Source organism: Klebsiella oxytoca (genome assembly GCF_009707385.1).
Classification (GTDB): domain Bacteria; phylum Pseudomonadota; class Gammaproteobacteria; order Enterobacterales; family Enterobacteriaceae; genus Klebsiella; species Klebsiella oxytoca_C.
This window is the reverse complement of the sequence record NZ_CP046115.1, coordinates 1,180,696-1,201,202: the sequence shown is the minus strand read 5'-3', so window position 1 is coordinate 1,201,202 and position 20,507 is coordinate 1,180,696. Positions and strand designations below refer to the sequence as shown.

General features: G+C 55.2%; 20 protein-coding genes and 1 pseudogene. 13 read left to right on the top strand and 8 right to left on the bottom strand.

Annotated features, from left to right (window positions below; translation table 11 throughout):
* Window positions 1-115 precede the first annotated feature (115 nt).
* A pseudogene (locus GJ746_RS25210) lies at window positions 116-263 on the bottom strand (hypothetical protein).
* Here GJ746_RS25210 and GJ746_RS05595 point away from each other — a divergent pair.
* The 5 genes from GJ746_RS05595 to GJ746_RS05575 all read left to right on the top strand — a co-directional run bounded on the left by GJ746_RS05595 (window position 256) and on the right by GJ746_RS05575 (window position 4,842).
* The gene (locus GJ746_RS05595) at window positions 256-1,362 is read left to right on the top strand and encodes an ABC transporter substrate-binding protein (RefSeq protein WP_195908802.1); all 1,107 of its coding nucleotides are present in this window, start codon (window positions 256-258) and stop codon (window positions 1,360-1,362) included. The pseudogene GJ746_RS25210 and the gene GJ746_RS05595 overlap by 8 nt on opposite strands.
* Before the next feature lie 74 nt (window positions 1,363-1,436).
* Window positions 1,437-2,336, top strand: coding sequence for a branched-chain amino acid ABC transporter permease (locus tag GJ746_RS05590; RefSeq protein ID WP_154679293.1), 900 nt, complete (start codon window positions 1,437-1,439; stop codon window positions 2,334-2,336).
* Entirely contained in the window at window positions 2,336-3,385 is a 1,050-nt protein-coding gene (locus GJ746_RS05585) for a branched-chain amino acid ABC transporter permease (RefSeq protein ID WP_154679292.1), read from the top strand. The genes GJ746_RS05590 and GJ746_RS05585 overlap by 1 nt, the downstream gene beginning before the upstream one ends.
* Entirely contained in the window at window positions 3,372-4,154 is a 783-nt protein-coding gene (locus tag GJ746_RS05580; protein WP_154679291.1) for an ABC transporter ATP-binding protein, read from the top strand. Before GJ746_RS05585 ends, GJ746_RS05580 begins: the two co-directional genes overlap by 14 nt.
* Window positions 4,147-4,842 carry an ABC transporter ATP-binding protein gene (locus GJ746_RS05575; protein WP_154679290.1) on the top strand — a complete coding sequence of 232 codons (696 nt, stop codon included), beginning with the start codon at window positions 4,147-4,149 and terminating at the stop codon, window positions 4,840-4,842. The genes GJ746_RS05580 and GJ746_RS05575 overlap by 8 nt, the downstream gene beginning before the upstream one ends.
* A gap of 107 nt (window positions 4,843-4,949) precedes the next feature.
* On the opposite strand, the gene GJ746_RS05570 is transcribed toward GJ746_RS05575, so the two are convergent.
* A complete protein-coding gene (locus GJ746_RS05570; RefSeq protein ID WP_154679289.1) occupies window positions 4,950-5,126 on the bottom strand; it encodes a hypothetical protein in 177 nt (58 codons plus the stop codon).
* A gap of 851 nt (window positions 5,127-5,977) precedes the next feature.
* Between GJ746_RS05570 and GJ746_RS05565 the strand changes: the two genes are divergently transcribed.
* The 4 genes from GJ746_RS05565 to GJ746_RS05550 are packed head-to-tail and all read left to right on the top strand — an operon-like array spanning window position 5,978 to window position 9,041.
* On the top strand, window positions 5,978-6,787 hold the full coding sequence (locus GJ746_RS05565; protein WP_195908801.1) for an ABC transporter substrate-binding protein: 810 nt from the start codon (window positions 5,978-5,980) through the stop codon (window positions 6,785-6,787).
* A gap of 13 nt (window positions 6,788-6,800) precedes the next feature.
* Window positions 6,801-7,619: an amino acid ABC transporter ATP-binding protein gene (locus GJ746_RS05560; RefSeq protein WP_154679288.1), complete on the top strand. Its 819-nt coding sequence runs from the start codon at window positions 6,801-6,803 to the stop codon at window positions 7,617-7,619.
* Window positions 7,616-8,368, top strand: a complete 753-nt coding sequence (locus GJ746_RS05555) for an amino acid ABC transporter permease (RefSeq protein ID WP_195908800.1) — start codon at window positions 7,616-7,618, stop codon at window positions 8,366-8,368. The genes GJ746_RS05560 and GJ746_RS05555 overlap by 4 nt, the downstream gene beginning before the upstream one ends.
* On the top strand, window positions 8,358-9,041 hold the full coding sequence (locus GJ746_RS05550; protein ID WP_154679287.1) for an amino acid ABC transporter permease: 684 nt from the start codon (window positions 8,358-8,360) through the stop codon (window positions 9,039-9,041). Before GJ746_RS05555 ends, GJ746_RS05550 begins: the two co-directional genes overlap by 11 nt.
* Window positions 9,042-9,054: 13 nt before the next feature.
* Here GJ746_RS05550 and GJ746_RS05545 read toward each other — a convergent pair whose 3' ends face one another.
* The 6 genes from GJ746_RS05545 to ecpR all read right to left on the bottom strand — a co-directional run bounded on the left by GJ746_RS05545 (window position 9,055) and on the right by ecpR (window position 15,926).
* Complete coding sequence (locus GJ746_RS05545) at window positions 9,055-9,759, bottom strand: fimbria/pilus periplasmic chaperone (RefSeq protein ID WP_154679286.1); 705 nt, start codon at window positions 9,757-9,759, stop codon at window positions 9,055-9,057.
* Window positions 9,728-11,368 carry a fimbrial adhesin EcpD gene (gene ecpD, locus GJ746_RS05540; RefSeq protein WP_154679285.1) on the bottom strand — a complete coding sequence of 547 codons (1,641 nt, stop codon included), beginning with the start codon at window positions 11,366-11,368 and terminating at the stop codon, window positions 9,728-9,730. Before ecpD ends, GJ746_RS05545 begins: the two co-directional genes overlap by 32 nt.
* On the bottom strand, window positions 11,358-13,883 hold the full coding sequence (locus GJ746_RS05535) for a fimbrial biogenesis outer membrane usher protein (RefSeq protein WP_154679284.1): 2,526 nt from the start codon (window positions 13,881-13,883) through the stop codon (window positions 11,358-11,360). Before GJ746_RS05535 ends, ecpD begins: the two co-directional genes overlap by 11 nt.
* Before the next feature lie 25 nt (window positions 13,884-13,908).
* Window positions 13,909-14,577, bottom strand: a complete 669-nt coding sequence (locus GJ746_RS05530; protein ID WP_154679283.1) for a hypothetical protein — start codon at window positions 14,575-14,577, stop codon at window positions 13,909-13,911.
* Window positions 14,578-14,636: 59 nt separating this feature from the next.
* Window positions 14,637-15,224, bottom strand: coding sequence for a common pilus major fimbrillin subunit EcpA (gene ecpA / locus GJ746_RS05525; RefSeq protein WP_154679282.1), 588 nt, complete (start codon window positions 15,222-15,224; stop codon window positions 14,637-14,639).
* A 159-nt stretch (window positions 15,225-15,383) separates the two neighbouring features.
* On the bottom strand, window positions 15,384-15,926 hold the full coding sequence (gene ecpR, locus GJ746_RS05520) for an ECP biosynthesis operon DNA-binding transcriptional regulator EcpR (RefSeq protein ID WP_154679281.1): 543 nt from the start codon (window positions 15,924-15,926) through the stop codon (window positions 15,384-15,386).
* Window positions 15,927-16,857: 931 nt separating this feature from the next.
* Between ecpR and phnC the strand changes: the two genes are divergently transcribed.
* The 4 genes from phnC to phnE (GJ746_RS05500) all read left to right on the top strand — a co-directional run bounded on the left by phnC (window position 16,858) and on the right by phnE (GJ746_RS05500) (window position 20,484).
* Window positions 16,858-17,700 (top strand): phosphonate ABC transporter ATP-binding protein, encoded by an 843-nt coding sequence (gene phnC / locus GJ746_RS05515; RefSeq protein ID WP_154679280.1) that lies wholly within the window; start codon window positions 16,858-16,860, stop codon window positions 17,698-17,700.
* A gap of 23 nt (window positions 17,701-17,723) precedes the next feature.
* Window positions 17,724-18,665, top strand: coding sequence for a phosphonate ABC transporter substrate-binding protein (gene phnD, locus GJ746_RS05510; RefSeq protein ID WP_154679279.1), 942 nt, complete (start codon window positions 17,724-17,726; stop codon window positions 18,663-18,665).
* Window positions 18,666-18,733: 68 nt separating this feature from the next.
* On the top strand, window positions 18,734-19,606 hold the full coding sequence (gene phnE / locus GJ746_RS05505; RefSeq protein ID WP_154679278.1) for a phosphonate ABC transporter, permease protein PhnE: 873 nt from the start codon (window positions 18,734-18,736) through the stop codon (window positions 19,604-19,606).
* Window positions 19,603-20,484, top strand: a complete 882-nt coding sequence (gene phnE / locus GJ746_RS05500) for a phosphonate ABC transporter, permease protein PhnE (RefSeq protein ID WP_154679277.1) — start codon at window positions 19,603-19,605, stop codon at window positions 20,482-20,484. The genes phnE (GJ746_RS05505) and phnE (GJ746_RS05500) overlap by 4 nt, the downstream gene beginning before the upstream one ends.
* Window positions 20,485-20,507: the final 23 nt, after the last annotated feature.

The window sequence follows — 20,507 nt, the reverse complement described above, 5'->3', positions numbered from 1 at the left end:
CAGGGTTGTCATCAGCCTTATGTCCTTTACTGCAGGTAATAAGAATATTGCATGAGTAAAAACGAAACGGACGTTGTAAGGTAAATCTGCATACCAAATATATCTCGTTATCTATTCAATATAACAGCCAATAATTCGCCGGATATCCTGGTGAATTATTTCTCAATGTTATGCAGTCATTGATGGTTAAGCATAAATAATCGATTGACCGACGGTGAGGTAAAAATGAAAAAGTTTTCCGGGAAAGCGTCTTTAATGACCACGCTGGTTGCCGCGTGGGTCGGTGCCAGCAGCGCGCAGGCGGCTGAAATTAAAATCGGCGTGGTGTTACCGTTGAGCGGCGCGCTGAGCGGCTATGGACAGCCTTCGCAAAAAGGGCTGGATATTATCCAGAGCATTACGCCAACCTTAAAAAACGGCGACACCGTGAAGCTTATCGTGATTGACGATAAGAGCGACAAAGTCGAAGCCGCTAACGCCATGCAGCGCCTGGTCTCCAGCGATAAAGTCGATGCGGTGATCGGCGAAGTCACCTCTTCCAATACCCTGGCGATGACCAAAATCGCCGACGACAGCAAAACGCCGCTGGTCTCCTCAACCGCCACCAACGACCGCGTTACCCGCAATCACCCTTACGTCAGCCGGGTCTGCTTCTCGGACAGCTTCCAGGGCGTAGTTGGCGCTAACCTCGCCTCCCGCGATCTGAAGGCTAAAACCGCCGCCATCGTCTTCGACAGCAGCAACGACTACTCCGTCGGCCTGGCGAAGGCCTTCCGCACCCAGTTCCTGAAAAACGGCGGCACCATACCTATCGAAGTTCAGGCTCCCGGCGGCAGCAAAGACTTTAAGGCCCAGCTGGCCAGCGTGAAGGCGAAGAACGTCGACATGATTTATATGCCGATTTACTACACCGAAGGAGCGCTTATCGCCGTACAGGCGAAACAGCTGGGGCTGAGCAAGCCGGTGGTCGGCGGCGACGGTCTGGCGGCAGATCAGGTCTTTTTTGACGTCGGCAAAGATGCGGTCAACGGCTATATGACCACCGATTACTACTCGCCGAACGCCAAAGAGCAAACGCCGGCGGGCGAGGTGTTTATCAAAGCCTGGGAAGCCAAATATCAGCAGCCGACCCACACCTGGGGCGCGATGGCGGCGGACGCCTATAACGTCATTATCAACGCCATGAACCAGTGCAGCGACCCACACGACCGGGTCTGCGTTAACGAAAAAATACGCGCTACCAAGGACTTCCAGGGCGTGACCGGTACCCTGACCTTACAAAACGGCGATGCCATCCGCAGCGCGGTCATCAACGAAGTGAAGGATGGCAAGCTGGCGTTTCGTACCGTGGTCAATCCTTAACCCCGTCATACTTCAAGTTGCATGTACGTTGGCTGCACCTCGGAATTATTTTGGGTAGATAAGAGAGATATCAGATGGATGGTGCCATTTTTCTCCAGCAGGTGGTCAATGGAATGAGCCTTGGGGGCATGTACGCCCTGATTGCCATCGGTTACACGATGGTTTATGGGGTGCTGCGCCTGATCAACTTCGCCCATGCGGACGTGATGATGGTCGGGGCGTTTACCACCCTGTTTTTATTTTCTTCCATTGGGCTACCCTTCGGGGTAGCCGTTTTCCTCACCCTCGGCCTGTGCGGCCTGTTCGGGATGCTGATCGACCGGGTGGCCTATCGCCCGCTGCGTCAGGCATCAAAAATCTCCATGCTGATCACCGCCATCGGCGTCAGCTTCTTTCTCGAAAACCTGTTCAACGTGCTGTTTGGCGGCAGCTCGCGCTTCTTTTCGGCGCCGGAATTTTTCAACAACACCCGCGCCTTTGGCGACGTGATTATCACCAACGTGGCGTGGGTTGTGCCGCTGATCACCGTTCTGTTGCTGTTGGCTATCCTCTGGCTGCTGTACCGCACCCGCTACGGCATGGCGATCCGCGCGGTGGCCTTCGACGTCAACACCGTGCGCCTGATGGGCATCGACGCCAACCGCATTATCTCGCTGGTGTTCGCCCTCGGCAGCAGCCTCGCGGCGCTGGGCGGGGTGTTCTACTCGATTAGCTATCCGACCATCGACCCGCTGATGGGCGTGCTGATCGGCCTGAAGGCCTTCGCCGCTGCGGTACTTGGCGGTATTGGCAGCGTCACCGGCGCGGTGCTCGGCGGCTTTATTCTCGGCTTTACCGAAGTGGTGGCGGTCGCCCTGTTTCCCGAGCTCGGCGGCTACAAAGACGCCTTCGCCTTTATGTTCTTGATTCTGGTCCTCTTGTTCCGCCCGGTTGGCATTATGGGCGATGAACGTCTGGAAAGGAGCCGTTTCTGATGCTCAACGCTACGACTACCGCCGGGGCGCAGCTGCGCAACCTGGTTATTATTGTTATCTGTATCGCGCTGCTGGCCGGGATCAACGTCGTTTTCAACGACTACATTATTCGCGTCATCAGCACCATTTTTGTTTTTATGATCCTCGCGGTCAGCTACAACCTGATCAACGGCGTCACCGGCCAGCTGTCGCTGGAGCCCAACGGCTTTGTGGCGGTCGGCGCTTACGTCACCGCGCTGCTGATCCTCTCCAGCGACAGCAAGCTGGATATGTTTGAGATGGCCGCCCCTAGCCCGTGGATCCTCGTGATGCACGCCGGTTTCCTGCCCGCGCTGTTGATTAGCGGCCTGTGCGCGGCGGCGCTGGCGGTGTGCCTGGCCTTTCCGGTCTTCCGGGTACGCGGCGACTACCTGGCGATCGTCACCCTCGGCTTCGGCTTTATTATTAAAATCCTCGCCATTAATAATCCGCAGATCACCAACGGCGCGATTGGCCTCAACGATATCCCCCAGCAGCCGCATCTGCTGTTCTGGTGCGGACTGTTCGCCCTGCTGGCGACCGGGATGATCCTGCAGCTGGTGTGGTCGAAGTACGGGCGCATGATGAAAGCGGTGCGCGACGACGAAGACGCCGCTATCGCCATGGGGGTCAACACGTTTCGCATTAAAACCTGCGCCTTCGCCACCAGCGCCTTCTTCGAAGGGATCGGCGGCGGCCTGCTGGCCTCGCTGCTGACCACCATCTCGCCGGGCCTGTTCGACTTTATGCTTACCTTCCAGCTGCTGATTATTATCGTGCTCGGCGGCCTGGGCAGCACCACCGGCGCGCTGCTCGGCACCGTGCTGGTGGTCGGCAGCGGCGAGTGGCTGCGCTTTCTCGACCAACCGCTCCAGTTCTTCGGTCACGATCTCGGCGCGTATCCGGGCCTGCGAATGGTGGTGTTCTCGCTGCTGCTGCTGATCATCATGCTGTTCGCCCGCGAAGGTCTGTTGGGCAAAAAAGAGATTTGGCAGGTGGGCAGAAGGAGCCGCAGCTATGGTGCAAAATAAGGTCATTTTACAGGTGCAGGACGTCACCATGCAGTTCGGCGGGCTGCGGGCCATCGACAACGTCAGTTTCCACGTCGATGAGGCGGAAATTTTTGGCCTGATTGGCCCCAACGGCGCGGGGAAAACCACCATGTTCAACGTCATCACCGCCAACTATAAACCCACCAGCGGCAGCGTGACCCTGGCGGGGAAATCGCTGAAGGGGCTGAAGCCGAACCGGGTAGTCAACGCCGGGATCGCCCGCACCTTTCAGAATATCCGCCTGTTTAACTCGATGACGGTATTAGAAAACGTGATGGTCGGCCTCGACAGCGCCAGCCGCTATTCGCTGCTGGAAGCGGCGCTGCATATCGGCCGCTACTTCCCCGCCGAGCGGGCGGCGAAAGCCAAAGCGATGGCGATTCTGGACGATATCGGCATCGCCCATTTCGCCGATATGCAGGCCACCAGCCTCAGCTACGGCAACCAGCGTAAGGTGGAGATTGCCCGCGCGCTGGCGACGTCGCCAAAGCTATTGCTGCTCGACGAGCCCGCCGCCGGAATGAACCCGAAAGAGACGGAAGATCTGGCGGATCTGATCTTCCGCATGCGCAACGACTACCGGCTCAGCGTGCTGCTGATCGAGCACGATATGCCGTTCGTTAACAAGCTGTGCGAGCGGGTGATGGTACTGGAGTACGGCAAGCCGCTGTTTAGCGGCCTGATGTCCGAGGCTATCGAGGATCCGGAGGTGATTTCCGCTTACCTGGGAGACGTTCGTTATGCTTAGCGCGCGCGAGTTAAAAGTATTTTACGGCGTCATTCAGGGGCTAAAAGGCGTTGATATTGATATTTTCGACCGGGAAATCGTGACCTTAATCGGCAGTAACGGCGCGGGGAAAACCTCAACCCTTAACGGCATCGTCAACCTGGTACGCTCCACGGGGCGGGTTAATTTTCTCAACGAGGATATCTCCCGCAGCCAGACGCATCAGATTGTACGCAAGGGGCTGGCGCTGGTGCCCGAAGGACGGCGGATCTTCACCAATCTGACCATCGAAGAAAATCTGCGTATGGGAGCCTACAACAATCTCGCCGGGTTTACCCGCCTGCGCGACCGCATGTATGGCCTGTTTCCCCGGCTGAAAGAGCGGCGTTCTCAGATGGCGGGAACCATGAGCGGCGGCGAGCAGCAGATGCTGGCGATCGCCAGAGCCTTGATGAGCGAGCCGGTGCTGCTGATGCTCGATGAGCCAAGCCTCGGGCTGGCGCCGAAAATTGTCGGCGAGCTGTTCGCCACGATTAAACAGCTACGGGAGGAGAATATTACCGTGCTGCTGGTTGAGCAGAACGCCACGGCGGCGTTGACTATCGCCGATCGCGCTTATGTGCTGGAAAATGGCAAGATTATGCTTTCCGGCCCGGCGCCGGAGGTGCTGGCGAATCCGGAAATTAAGCGGATGTATCTGGGGGGATAAAGCTGTTCAGGGCTGCGGCTTCGCTTCCTGCATCGCCGCAACCGCAAACAGCCTCGCGCTACACAAAGCACACCTCATTCCAGTAGGCTTCACGCGTCCTGCGCCGCTCAGTATGTTTTATCATGGCGAAACCACCTTGCTTCTACGTTACCCAGATCGATGCCGTAGAGGCTGGCAACCGGTAATATTGCCTCCATGACGCGTTGGGTATCCTGCTGCCCGGCTTCACCGCTGGATAGAGAAGCCAGCCAGCCCGTTATGCGTTGCCACAGCGCTACTTTCATATTTCTTCTCCGTCGGGAAGCGTTTTGCTTGCGTCTATTTCAACCACAGTTGACGGCGGGCGGGAAATATCAATTCCTGATTTGTAATTCTGTGGGGTGCATATTGGGGGCTTTTCCCGGATTGCGACGTAAACGTCTTATCCGGGCTACACGACCCCAGACGGCTGAGGCCCCGTAGCCCAGCCAGGCGCAGCCCAGGCCGGGAAGGACCCGCAGCGTTTGCCGGATTGCGACGTAAACGTCTTATCCGGGCTACACGACCCCAGACAACTGAGGCCCCGTAGCCCAGCCAGGCGCAGCGCAGGCCGGGAAGGACCCGCAGCGTTTGCCGGAGCCTGATTTGTAATTCTATGCGCAAGGGTTCCGTTCACTCTCAATCTGCAGAAAATGCCTCACCGTTACACGTGAACGGGTAAAGGGGGATAAAACCGTCCCCCCTTTACAATCCCCACGGTCCCGCAAAGAAATCGGTGCTGCGCACTGCGCTCACCTCCCGGTCCTCAGCCTGCGGTCGGCTCAACTCGACATCACTGTCTCGATTCGCCTCTGTCCGCCATCCCTGGCGGCCAGCCCTTGTCTTCCGACCTCCGGTTCGCCGATTTCAGCGGGTTCCAGGGCATCGCTGCGAGTCTTATGGTTTCAGAAAGATATCAATAGCTAACGGAATATCTCCTGGAGGCGGTGCTGCGCACCTGTCCGGGCTACAACAGCACTGAACCGGGTAAACAATATCCACAACTTTGTTAAGTTCTTTTTCGTTATAGATAAGAACATTTTCTTCTTTGCCGCCGACGGGCAATTTGTGGGAGCGTGATAAACACAAAACAAAACAGGGATTCAGGGGAATAATCATGCGCATTACAAACACAAAAATCGCGCTGGCGCTGGGCATGCTGGTGCTCGCCGCGCAGGCTCAGGCCGACCAGTTAGCCGATATCAAAGCCGCCGGGGTGATCAAGGTCGCCACCTTCGACGCCAACCCACCGTTCGGTTCGGTAGATCCGAAAACGCATAAAATCGTCGGCTATGACGTGGACTTTGCCGAAGCGCTGGCAAAATCCCTCGGCGTGAAGCTGGAGCTGGTCGCCACCAACCCGGCTAACCGCATTCCGCTGCTGCAGTCCGGCAAGGCCGACCTGATCGTCGCCGATATCACTATCACTCCGGAACGTGCACAGGTGATTGATTTCTCAACGCCTTACTTCGTAACCGGCCAGCAGTTCCTGGTTCCGGCAAAATCAGCGGATAAGCTTGATGATTACAGCAAAGCGCGTATCGGCGCGGTAAAAGGCACCACCGGCGAGCAGGCGCTGCATCAGCGCTTCCCGCAGTCGCGCGTGCTCTCTTATGACGATATTCCGCTGGCGCTGACCGCCCTGCGCAACGGTAACGTACAGGCGATCACTCAGGACAGCACCATCCTGGCCGGGCTGCTGGCGGAAGCGCCGGACAAAGCTAACTTCAAAATTATCCCCGACCTGTTGAGCAAAGAAGAGATTGGCGTCGGCGTGAAGAAAGGCGAACCGGCTCTGCTGAAAGCGGTAAATGATGAGCTGGTGAATCTGGAGAAATCCGGTGAAGCGGCCAAAATTTACGACGTCTGGTTTGGCCCGAACACCAAAACCCCGCAGCCGCGCGCCTTTACTATCGAAGCTAAATAAGCAGACAAGAATTATGTTATCGGCTCTATTTTCACGCTCCGCGGCATCGTCCGCGGATTTTTCGCACCTGAAGCGCGCCAGCATTGAGTTTCGCGACGTCGCCAAAAGCTACGGCGATCACCGGGTACTGAACGGCGTTAATCTGCAGGTTGAACCCGGCGAAGTGGTAGCGATCCTTGGCCCTTCCGGTTCAGGCAAGTCCACCCTGATCCGCCTGATCAATCAGCTTGAATCCCTCAGCGGCGGCGAGATTTTAATTGACGGCAAACCGACACGCCAGCTCACCGGCAGCGCTCTGCGTCAGCTGCGCAGCCGGGTCGGTTTTGTCTTTCAGCAGTTTAATCTCTACGCCCACTTGACGGCGCAGGAGAATATTACCCTCGCGCTGGAGCGCGTTCACGGCTGGAGTAAAAGCGCCGCCCGCGAGCGCTCGCTGGAGCTGCTTGTACAGGTGGGTCTCGAAGATAAGGCGCAGCAGATGCCCGCCCAGCTCTCGGGCGGCCAGCAGCAGCGGGTAGCTATCGCCCGCGCCCTCGCCTCCTCGCCGCAGATCATTCTGTTCGATGAACCCACATCGGCGCTGGATCCGGAGATGATCGGCGAAGTGCTGCAGGTGATGAAAAATCTCGCCCACAGCGGGATCACCATGGTGGTGGTAACCCACGAGATGCAGTTCGCCCGCGAGATTGCCGACCGGGTGGTGTTTATCGACGGCGGCGATATTCTCGAAGTCGCGCCGCCGGCCGAGTTCTTCGCCCGACCGCAGCACGCCCGCACCCGCCGTTTTCTGCAAAAGGTGCTCGACCCGCTGCACCAGGAGAGTGAGGCGTGATCCCGCATCTCGACTGGCATGGCGTGCTGAGCGGGCAGCCGCTGCAGTGGATCATCTCCGGTTTTCTTACCACCGTCTGGGTCAGCGTCGCCGGGATGATTCTGGCAACCGTGCTGGCTGTCCTGCTGCTGGCTTTGCGTCTCGGGGGCGGCAGGCCCGGCCGCTGGCTGGTGGCGGCCTGGGTTTCGCTGTTCCGCAATACGCCGCTGCTGGTTCAGCTGTTGTTCTGGTATTTTGCCGCCTGGAACCTGCTGCCGCTGGGGGCGCGCGATTTTATCAATGACGACCACAGCTGGTCGATTCTGCCGGGCAACGTCTGGTGGCTGACACCGGAGTTTCTCTGTTCGATGTGGGGGCTGGGAGTCTTTACCTCGGCATTTCTGATCGAAGAGATCGCCTCCGGGCTGCGCGCCGTTGGCTACGGTCAGCGGGAGGCGGCGCTATCGCAGGGCTTTACGCCCTGGCAAGAGCTGCGCCACATTCTGCTGCCGCAGGGGCTGGCCAACGCCTGGCAGCCGATTATCGGTCAGTATCTCAATCTGATGAAGCTCTCTTCGCTGGCAAGCGGCATCGGCTTTGCCGAACTCACCTACCAGGTACGGCAAATCGAGAGCTACAACGCCCATGCGCTGGAGGCGTTTGCCGTCGGTACCGCGCTGTATCTGGCGCTTGGCGTAATAATGGGCATGGCGTTGACGCGCCTCGGTCCGGGAAGGCATCAGCACAGGAGAGCCGGGTATGAACGCTAATCTGGCGGTGATCGTTGATAACCTCGATTATCTGCTGTGGGGACGGCTGGCGGACGGTATCCCCGGCGGCGTGGTGCTGACGCTGCTGATGGCGATTGGCGCCGCCGCGCTGGCTTTGCCGGGTGGGGTTCTGCTGGCGGCTCTCGCCTGGCGCTACGGCGGGATCGTACGGCGGCTGCTATTCCTGTGGGCGGAAATTATTCGCGGCATCCCGCTGATCTTCGTGATTTTCTGGCTGTGGTATCTGCTGCCGATGCTCACCGGCAGCGACCTGCCGGGCGCAGTGACCGTCACGGTGGCGCTGGCGTGGTTTACCGCCGCCTCGGTGATGCACTCGGTGCTGGCGGGTCTGCAGTCGCTACCCCGCGGGCAATACGAAGCGGCGCTAACGCAAGGGTTTGCGCCCGGGCAGACGCTGCGTCTGATCCTGTTGCCGCAGGCCCTGCGCAACGTTCAGCCCTCGCTGGTCGGGATATTGATCGGCCTGCTGAAAGACACCTCGCTGGCCTTTATCGTCAACGTGCCGGAACTGACGACCGTCGCCGGGCAGGTCAATAACCGGGTGCAGATCTACCCGCTGGCGATTTTTATCTTTACCGGCGCGGTTTACTATCTGCTGTGCTGCGGCCTGAGCCTGCTGGCGAATCGTCGCTATGCGAGGCGCCCCGTTTAAAGGCGAAGCCCGGCTACTTCGCCGGGCAGTCTTTGGTCATCTTAATAAATTTATCGTTATAGATAATATAGTGGTTCCCAGGCTGACGCAGGGCAGCCTGGCGAACAACATCGCCGGGTCGTAAATACCACGCATCCCCTTCCTCTTCCGTCGAGTCGCAGCCGGGCTTGATCAGCAGCTTAAACCACGTATTGCCGGTATTGCTCACCGTTCCCGCCGCGCGATCGAAGGCCCATTTAAACTGCACCTGCCGCGGACGGACCACCAGAATGGTGTCCATCACGACCACGGGATCCATGCTCACTTCCGTCCCGCTTTTATTCCGCATCACATAGCTACGGGTGGGAATTTCACGAAAGGATACCCGGTAATAGCGCTCGCGATTGTCCTTCGGGCCGTGGTAGTAAAACTTAAAATATTCACTCTCTCCCGCCTGCAGGGTGAGCTGACGCGGCGCAAACAGCAGCTCGCCGTCCGCCGGACGGGTGCGAACCTCTTTCTCACCAGGGCGATCGATGCCGACGATTGAGATCCGATACAGACGGGCGCTTTTATTATTGTTAATCACCCTTTTCGAGGCGAAATTATCTTCTGCCGACAGCGAAAAGGTTAGGTTACCCACGTTGATCGCCTGCACCGCGGAAGAGAAGCCCAACGCCAGCAGCAGAAAGGCCATATGCAGCCGGTTAATCAATGTTACGCCACGTCGCCTGAACATGAATTTCTCCTGAAGCGCTCACATCACCAAACCAGCCGTTATCATCCACCGTACGCAGCGAAACCGGATCGTCCATCGGAATGGAGAACTTAACCGTTGTTTTGTCCATTTGCCCCACGGCACCGGAAATATCGGTCCACGGCGTGGTTAACCACAGAGCATCGGTCATATCGTGCCAGGTCCCTCCGCAGCCGGTCTCTATTTTTTTGGTCGTCCCTTCCCTGGTGATAAACGACACATTCGCAGGAAAAGGCACTTTCGCCGTTCCGTCCGGTGAGCTGAAAATACAGTAGGGGTAGCCGTTAATGGTCTGCGTCGGACCGGTGACGTTGATCTCCACTACATCGGCGGCGGTTTTACCGCTGGTGGTGACGATATAGCCGAAGTCCAGCGACGGCTCACCGACGCCCACATAGCCTTCACGCGTTGGCGCGCTGGTGTACTCATCGGAAATAATGCTGATGCCAAAATCACGCGGTTTAATAATCAGCGTATTGGAGGTGGAAAACTCATACCAGCCCGATTCCGATACGTCCGTGTTAAAGAAACGGAAGTTAAACAGGTCTTTGGTATTCACATCGCTGATACCGAGTTTCACCATCTGTTTAAAAAAGTTGCTTGAGAAAAACACGTAGATGGAATCCGAGCTTTTCATATCATTAAACGTGTAGTACTGAGAGATACCGCTCACCGGCTTCCAGGAATTACCGTTGAGGCTGAACTGCATATCATAAAGCCCCACGGCTGAAGCCAGCGCAGAGTTATTAATCGACGGGAAAATATGAATGTAGGTGTTGCTCAGGCCATTATGCTGCAAATTGTAGTTCACCATTTTGCAGCTCAGGCCGGAAAGCGATCCTATAGTCTGCGTGCGACAGTCGGCATTCCCTTCACCCAATGTCGGTACCCCGTCGCTGTTGATAAAGATTTCCGCCAGCGCATGGGTATTAATCAGCTTCAGACTCGCCGCTTTGGTATGGGTGACTTTACGCACGTGCCAGGTGCCTGAAGCCTGATCTTTACAGCGCGCGCCGGTGGTCGCGTCGTACTTGACCGAAGTCTGGCAGGTATTGATGGTCATCGAGAAGCTGCCGCCCACCGACATCTGCTGCAGATACTGATAGAAAGAGTCGGTCATCATGCCGTGCGACCACTTGGTTCCACTGCCGGCATTTACCCCATAAAAACCAGCAGCATCAGTGACTTGTGGCTGGATAAGACTGGTCTCCATATTACAACCTGAATACCAGTTGATACAGCGCAGACCGCTCAGCGGATAGGAGAACGGCGCGTCTTCCAGCCACATATCATACATCCAGTTGACATTCACCACCGTGTTCCAGCCATTGTCGATATAGCCCAGGCTCTGCTGGTAAATGGTGCCCGAGCCGGTATATTTCAGCCCGGTCCAGCGGTTCGCCCCGGTCATTCGCGGATCGCGCGCACCGCCGGGGGTGACAAAAAAGTTATCATCGGCATTGTTTTCAACGAACACGAACTGCATGGCTGGCGCATCGCTCCAGACGGTCTTTGTTACCGCCGCCTGGGTACACGCGCCGTACAAGCCAGCCACTGATAAAACCAAATAAATCAGCCAGTTAGATTTCATTGTTTTCTCCTGTCGGCTGCACGCTGGCCCAGGTGGAGAGGCCGCTACAGACTACATCGCCCACCCACACCGCGCCGCGCGCCTGGCTCAGCTCCAGCGCCACTTCACAGCTCTGGTTTTTACCGTAGCTAAAATCGATGGTGGGATACTTTTTATCCACGTCCATCACAAATTCACCGTTCTCATCGGTACGGGTTCGGCCGATATGGTTATTGATGCGGGCATTTGCCAGCAACGTGCCGTCTTCCGCGCGGATACGCCCGGATACCGTGACCATCTGTTTCACTTCCGGCTCAATCACCGCCACGTTGCCCGGATACAGGGTCAGCTGAGTCTTGCGCCCGGTCACGATGTCGTAGCTGTCGAGCGAGTTTTTACTGTTCTGCAGCTCCACTTCATAGCGGCTGTACGGCGACAGCGGCAGGTAGTTACGCTTGCCGGAAAGCTGGACAATACGTCCGTTGACCTTCGCGCTCAGCTTGCCGTCATCCTCAAGACCGGTGTTGAAAATCACCCCGGCATTACCGTCGGTACGGCCGCTGGCGGCGATATTTTTCCCCTGCCAGCCCACGCTGCCGTTGGCGGTCAGGTTGGTGTTCACATAGCCATCCACGCTGCTGTTCACATTCAGCGTACCGGTGGAGTAGCGGGTATCAAACTGCGCATAGGCGCCGCCGCTGAGGGTTTTGTCATCCCCGGTATCCCCGGAGATCGCCCGGGAGAGATTCGCGCCGACGGTCCGAATGCTGCCTTCATCAAACTGCTTACGCGCCGACAGGTTGGCCATGGTATAGCCGTTCTGGTGCGTCATCCCGGCGCTGAACCAGTTGCCCAGCGGCAGCGAGAAATCGAGCGCAATATATTTCCCGGTGTTCGAATTGCTGTTGGTGTTATTAAAGCGCTGGATCCCTGCGCGCAGGCCCAGCGAGCCCCAGCTCCCGGAATAAATCGTCTGGTAATAATCCGCCGTGTAATAGTGGCTGTTGTTTCGGCGATCGTCGTTATAGCTGACGCTGACTGTCCCCAGTTTTGACCACAGCGAATTGAGATTCAGCGTGCCGCCGATGGCCCGGTTATCGGCACTGCTGCGCCGTATCCTGTCGCCGATCTGCGTTTTTTCCTGATTCACCCACACCGAACTGAAGCCGCCGGGCAGCGTGGCGTTAACGCTGCCGATGCTGCTCCAGGAGCTGTCGCTGGCCAGCATATTCTGCAGGTTCACGCTGACAGATTCGGTCAGCGGCAGGGTCAGGCGCGTCTCGGCGACGGCGTTGTTATCGTAGCCGTAGCCGGTCGCCGCCCAGCTGAACACGTTGAGCGATCCGGAGGCCGACGCCCCGGCCAGCCAGCTGTCTTTTGCCGGAAGCGTCTTTTTACCGCTGTCTGACCAGCGGTCCATATGGAAACTGCCGCCCCAGAACTGCCAGGCCAGCGGGGCCCCTGCGCCGCGTCCGCGGCTGAACAGTTTATTCACCCGCTGGGTACGCTTGCTGACCACCCGGCCGTTCACAATCACTTCAACATCGACATCATAAATCCCGTACGGCAGACCGCGAGTATCCACCTCGTGGTTGCCCATGGCAAAGTTCTGCACGCTCATCAGGCGTCCGTCGCGGGTCAGATGCACTTCCCCGGCGGAAGGTAAAAAGGCCACCACCGGCGTCGCCGACTGGCTGTTATCGAACACCGTTGAGCTGGCCTGGTTGCCCCACGAGGCGCCATAGATCTTCCCCGCCGAAACGGCGGTCATCGGCCCCAGCGACTGCAGGTTCCAGGTATCCAGCATCCCGCCGGCAAAGCGATGACCGGCAAAGTCGCGCTCGTACATCGCTTTATAGACTTCACTGTCCTGTTTGCCCGAGCCAATGCCGTACAGAGAGCCATCCAGCACCACGTGGTGCTCGCGCAGCGCGGTGACGTTGTTCAGCGACAGATAGCTGGAGGTATTGTTGCCGCCATGGCGCATCTGGTTATTATAGACGCCAAGGTTATAGTTCAGGGTACTGCTGACGCTATTGACGCTGGACTGACCAATATCTTCGCTGCGGGTGCGCAGTACCGTGCCCAGCGCCTCTTTTTTCACCACCAGCTGCAGCAGCAGCTCACGCAGGCTGAGCTCGAGAGACGCATCGTCGGTCAGGCTGATTTTTAGATCTTTACTGAAAGCTTCATTGGCCAGCGCGGCCAGCTGATTGCGGGTCTTTTCGCTTACGGTGGCGTTATTATCTTTCTCTTCCAGCTGAATTTGCCGGACGCGCAGCACGCCGTTATCCAGCCAGATAAAGGCGTTGCCGATCCGCTGATCGTCCTGGGTGCCGGTGCTACTTTCGAGGTGAATAAACAGCGGGATACTCATCCCATCCTGTAAGGCCAGGCTAAAAGCCTGAGGGATAATGACGCCGCCGATCTGCTGCACTTTGTCAGCAGCGGCGGTGACGCTCAGCGGAACCAGCAAAATGGCCATGCCGGAGGCAAGAAGTATTTTTAGTCCCGGGGTGATCCTTGGTAGAGCCATAGTCTCAGTCCGTAAGCACAGATGTCTATTTCACGGGAACAAACTGCTCGCCCTGCCAGAGTGCGACCCGTCCTTTTTTGTCAGCCACGTTGACCCGCGTAAAGCGGCGCTCTTTTCCTGGCATCAGGAAGTAGTTTTCCTTGCATTCCTTACCATCAGCCGGTTTCAGACACGGACCGTAAGCGAGAATACGCAGCGTGGCGTTGCCGGTATTCACCATCTTTCCGTCAGCGTACTGATAGCGGAAATTAACCTTTCTCGGAGCCACCACCAGGATGGTGCCGATACGCGCTGAAGCCGTGGCCACCGCGCTGCGGGTAGCGCTATTGCGCTGGGCATCGCTGAGCGCCTGATCGAACCAGACAATGCGGTAATAGCGCTCTTTGTCGTCAGCCGGGCCTTTATAGAAAAAGCGAATGGCGTCGCTGGCCTTCGCGGGCAGTAATAGACTGGCGGGGGTGAGTAAGACTTCATCCGGTTTGTCCATCGGGATCACCGCGCCGCCGTCCAGCGGGGAAGAAAGGCGTTCCAGATGAATGTTAATTAAGCGACCGCTGTCGGTCGTATTTTTGATCTCTTTGCTCAGCGTGCTGCTGTCGCTGTTCATAAATGAAGAGATATCGCCCACATCCAGCGCCAGGGCTGGCGTCATTCCACTGAGCAACAGGCCGACGGCCAGAATGTGTTTTTTCATATGAATTCAGTCCATGAAATAAGGCAGGGGATATCCCCCTGCCTGGTGCTACGAGAGAATCAGCTGGTCCAGGTAGCGTCGAACTGTACGCTGACGTCGCCGCTCCAGATACCTTCCGGCAGGGCGCTGTAGTTAGTCACAGCTGTGGTGCCATCGGTGGTGCCGCTGATGATGGAGAACGTGAAACCGTCCTGTGCTGTAGTACGGCCAGTGGTTTTATAACCGTTAGACAGCGCGCTCAGGTTGCCGCCCAGGGTGCCTGCAGCGGTATCGATCATAGTGGTGTCGGCAGTTTTTCCGACTGAAACGCCGTTGTATTCAACGCCCACGCTCAGAGTAGAACCAGAGGTATCCAGCTGAGTCAGGGTGTTGGTGATCAGACGAGAAGTCAGTTTGAATGCGGTCGCGGTGGTATCACCTTCGATTGCTACATCAAACAGACCTTTCTGAGTGTTAAAGCCTTCAATCCCTTCGGCATACTGGAAAGCCAGGCTGCCAAGCGGAGTGACGACCAGCTTGCTGGAAGTATCTTTTTTAGCGGTTGCAGACCAGGTAGCGACTGCCTGAGCAGTAACGTCAGCTGCCTGAGCGACACCCATACCGGCAAACGCGGCTACCAGAGCAATTGCAATAACCTTCTTTTTCATAGCATTTTCATCCTGAGTTTATTTAGGGACTTTATGTCCCACGTTTGTGTGCATTTCCCGCCATAGTTCAGGCCGCATAGATATTAACTGCGATATGAATTATTTTGGGTATAACGACCTGGTGCACAATTTAAAAAAACATTTATTACAGTATTACAGTTAAAGCGCTAACTTATATATTTTTGAATACAGTTTTGCCTCGGCATTTCGCCGATGGGTATATACTGTTTTCACACTACAATTTTCAATTTTGGCGATAGATTTCGGATGCATTCCCTGCGCCGTCATACGGATTATTTGCATTTCCCTGTTAGTGATTTTATCTTTCTTTATATCTTTACGTAGAAAACGGCCATTAATGACATAAGCTAACTCATGGCGAATATCTTTCGCTAAGTCTACGTAGACGACGCCACGAATTGAACCGTTATAATACCAATAATTTGCCAGTGCTTCCGAACGCCGTGCAGCAATCAATACAATCTGCTTGCCCTTCATTTCAGCCAGCCACTCATTATCGCGGCGGATAAAATAATTAAGCGAACTAGAGCTCAGATTAATAAATACAAATTCCTGACGTACCCTTTCAAGTGACAGATAAATTAAGTCATCAATATCCAGAATCAGCTCAGCGAGACCTTTTTTAAAATAACTGTCATGCGCTGGCCAGATGCACTGATCTAAAGAATCTTTATAATCCATATAAATTAAACCCCATAGTCCTGGAAATCTTGAACGTATCACAACACTGCTGATAGCCCAGGCCTGCAAAGTCTAAGTCAGCAAATTCCCTCTTTTATATATCTAGTCTAAAACTCAAAATAGTATTACTTGAGGAGACAAAGAACACTAAATGACTTGCTTGTTTCTTGTGTAATCAAATTTAGGATTTTTCAGGATGTGTGTCAATAAGTGCGCTAAGGGCCAATTACCGACCAGGTCAATTTAAGCCTGAATAATAAAAATAAGGAAATTGAGTTAAGCAAAAAAACCATTGTTTTTCAGTTCGTTAATGTTGCCACATACGTAGATTCTTAAGTGAATATGATATGTTCCAGGATCTTAGCTATTAGCCGTTAAGATAATTCTTAAGGGGACTTTCGTTCGAAAAAGCAAAAAAACCGAGCAAATTCAAAAAATAAGAATATAAATCTAATAATCAATACAAAAGCAGTGGTTAATTTCATTAATTAGCAAAAATAATGGAATTATAGTCCGCACAAAAGGTATAGTCGCCGACTAAAAAATTACGGAGTAAAGCGTACTGGAACAAGAATTGGTTATCTACTCGGTTAAACCGACTCAGGCACAAGCCTGAGACGAACATCCGCAATCATTCTCCCTGCGCTAAAGGCGATGACTTTCTCCAGCAAATGTCGCATACGGCGACTCTTTTTTGTCAGAAGAAATACATATGATTATTAATCTCATGCGTTATCGCGTATTAAAGGTAGGCAGAGTATTCTCATATGCCTGCTTGTCGACATAAAAACGTGATAAAAATCACACTTTTTCAGCAAAAAAATCCTGAATTGATACATCCGTTCATTATTTGTTCGCCTGAATGTCATCTGTTAGTCACATAAAACACCATTAATAGTGCCCAGTTAACTGATGAACCTGGACACATTTTATGAACAGTTCTCTGGCAGCGGTTGCCGAAACCGATTTTCAACCGTTCAGGCCACCGCTGCTTGACCAGCAGAGGCAGGTGCTGAGCGTACGTAACCTGAGAAAAAGCTGGAACCCACAGCAGACCGTACTGGATAACATCAGTTTCGACCTCTGTAAGGGCGAACTGGTTGGCGTAATTGGCCGCTCCGGCGCCGGAAAGTCAACTCTTCTGCACGTCATTAACGGTACCCATCGCGCCAGCGGCGGCGAAATCCTGAGCTATCCGGAAAGGGGTACGCCGCAGGACGTGTCGAAGCTGTCAGGCCGCGCGCTAAACGCCTGGCGCAGCCAGTGCGGTATGATCTTTCAGGATTTCTGTCTGGTCCCGCGTCTCGACGTCCTGACTAACGTACTGCTGGGGCGCCTCAGCCAAACCTCGACCCTGAAGTCATTATTCAAAGTTTTCCCCGATGCCGACCGGGCCCGCGCCATTTCCCTGTTGGAATGGATGAACATGCTGCCGCATGCGCTACAGCGGGCGGAAAATCTCTCCGGCGGGCAGATGCAGCGCGTGGCGATTTGCCGGGCCCTGATGCAAAACCCGGGAATTTTACTGGCCGATGAACCGGTCGCCTCGCTGGACCCGAAAAATACGCAGCGGATCATGAATGTCCTGCGCGAAATTAGCGAACAGGGTATCAGCGTAATGGTAAACCTGCATTCGGTGGAACTGGTTCGAGAATATTGCACACGGGTTATCGGCGTGGCCAACGGCAAGATTATTTTTGACGACCATCCCACTAGGCTGAGTCAGGATATTCTGCATCGGCTGTATGGCGATGAAATTAGCCAATTGCATTAAATTTCACTCACACGGGAAAAATAATGAAAAAGTACACCACTGGCGCAGTTCGTTTATCCGCAGTAATTGCAGGGATTATGATGACGTGGCAGGTAAGCGCAGCCGGGCAACCTAAAGAATTAAATTTGGGTATACTCGGCGGGCAAAACGCTACGCAGCAAATTGGTGATAACCAGTGCGTTAAACAATTCCTCGATAAAGAGCTGAATGTTGATACCAAATTGCGAAACTCTTCCGATTATTCCGGGGTAATCCAGGGATTATTGGGCGGGAAAGTTGACGTGGTCTTAAGTATGTCGCCGTCATCATACGCTTCCGTTTATATTAACAATCCTAAAGCCGTCGATATTGTCGGGATTGCCGTAGATGATAAAGATCAATCCCGCGGCTATCACTCGGTGGTGATTGTCAAAGCCGACAGTCCGTATAAAAAGTTAGAAGATCTGAAAGGCAAAGCGTTTGGCTTCGCCGATCCGGACTCCACTTCCGGTTTTTTAATTCCCAACCACGCCTTTAAACAGCAGTTCGGCGGTACTTCGGATAATAAATATAATAACTTCTTCTCCAGCGTCACCTTCTCCGGCGGTCATGAGCAGGATATTCTGGGCGTGCTGAACGGTCAGTTTGCCGGCGCGGTCACCTGGACCTCCATGGTCGGTGACTATAACAGCGGCTACAGCGTTGGCGCATTCAACCGTCTGATTCGCATGGATCACCCGGATTTGATGAAGCAAATCCGCATTATCTGGCAATCGCCGCTGATCCCGAATGGCCCAATCCTGGTCAGCAATTCCCTGCCTGCTGACTTTAAGTCTAAAGTCGTCACCGCGATTAAAAAGCTGGATACCGACGATCACGCCTGCTTTATCAAAGCTATGGGCGGCACGCAGCATATCGGCCCGGGCAGCGTAGCTGATTTCCAGCAGATCATTGATATGAAACGCGAACTGGTTAGCGCGCGTTAATCCCGCCCTGACGTCGCTGCCCGGTCATTTTCGCGGGCAGCGACGACTCGTTGAAGACACTGCGACGCATGAACAACTCCCATACCGAATTTGAGCGCTATTATCAGCAGGTCCGCTCGCGACAAAAACGCGATACCTTTAGCGGCTCCCTGCTGCTACTGGTTCTCTATTTTGCCGCCGGCAGCATGGCCGAGTTTAATCTCTTTACCATCTGGCATTCGCTGCCCAATTTTCTCGATTACATGTTCGAGACGTTGCCGACTCTGCACATCGCCGATCTGTTTGCCGATTCGCATACCAAAGGCTCGCTGGCTTACTGGGGCTATCGCCTGCCGATACAGCTGCCGCTTATCTGGGAGACGCTACAGCTGGCGCTGGCCTCTACGCTGGTTGCCGTGGTTATCGCCTCCCTCCTGGCGTTCGTTGCCGCCAATAACGCCTGGTCCCCCGCCCCGCTGCGCTTTGCCGTTCGCGTGCTGGTGGCTTTTCTGCGCACCATGCCGGAGCTGGCGTGGGCGGTGATTTTCGTCATGGCTTTTGGTATCGGGGCGATACCCGGTTTTCTGGCATTAATGCTGCACACTATAGGCAGCCTGACCAAACTGTTTTATGAAGCGGTAGAGAGCGCTCAGGATAAACCGGTGCGCGGCCTGGCCGCCTGCGGCGCGTCGCCTCTGCAGCGTATCCGCTTCGCCCTGTGGCCGCAGGTAAAACCCATCTTTCTCTCATACGGCTTTATGCGTCTCGAAATTAACTTCCGCTCCTCAACCATTCTTGGGCTGGTGGGCGCAGGCGGCATCGGCCAGGAGCTGATGACCAATATCAAACTCGACCGTTACGATCAGGTCAGTATCACGCTGCTGTTGATTATTATCGTGGTCTCGCTGCTGGATATGCTGTCCGGTCGCCTGCGGCAGTGGGTTGTGGAGGGGAAAAAATGAGTCAGTGGCAAAATCAGCCGGATATCGCCGCCAGCCGTCGCCAGCATCAACATTTATATCAGGCCCAGGGCCGTTATCTGCGCTATATCGGCCTGCTGACGCTGGCCAGCGTGCTCTACTATATATGGTTCTTTATGCAGTTCGGCATCAGCGGCGAGCAGCTCGCCACCGGGCTGCAGCAAATCGGCCGCTATCTTCTGCGCATGTTCGTCTGGAACGACTTTCTCAACTGGCCGTTCGGCTACTACTTCACGCAAATCGCGATTACCCTGGCGATTGTTTTCTCCGGGACCATTACCGCGACGGTCATCGCCCTGCTGCTCTCGTTTCTGGCGGCGCGCAATATTATGCGCGGCTTCCTTCCCGGGATTATCGCCGTGCTGATGCGCCGGTTGTTCGACATTTTACGCGGCATCGATATGGCAATCTGGGGGCTGATTTTTGTCCGCGCCGTCGGACTTGGGCCGCTGGCCGGGGTACTGGCGATTATCATGCAGGATACCGGGCTTCTGGGCCGTCTTTACGCCGAGGGGCATGAGGCGGTAGACCGCTCTCCCGGACGCGGACTGACGGCGGTGGGGGCAAATAGTTTGCAGAAGCACCGTTTTAGCATTTTTACCCAGTCTTTCCCGACGTTTCTGGCGCTAAGTTTGTATCAGATTGAGTCCAATACCCGTTCCGCGGCGGTGCTCGGCTTTGTCGGCGCGGGGGGCATCGGCCTGATTTATGCCGAAAATATGCGCCTGTGGAACTGGGACGTGGTGATGTTTATTACCCTGCTGCTGGTGGCGGTGGTGATGGCGATGGATACGCTTTCCGCCTGGCTACGCCGTCGCTATATTGGCGGCAGCGTGGTGCCGCTGTTTAAGGCTGATTAGTTGCGCTGCGCTTACCCGGGCTA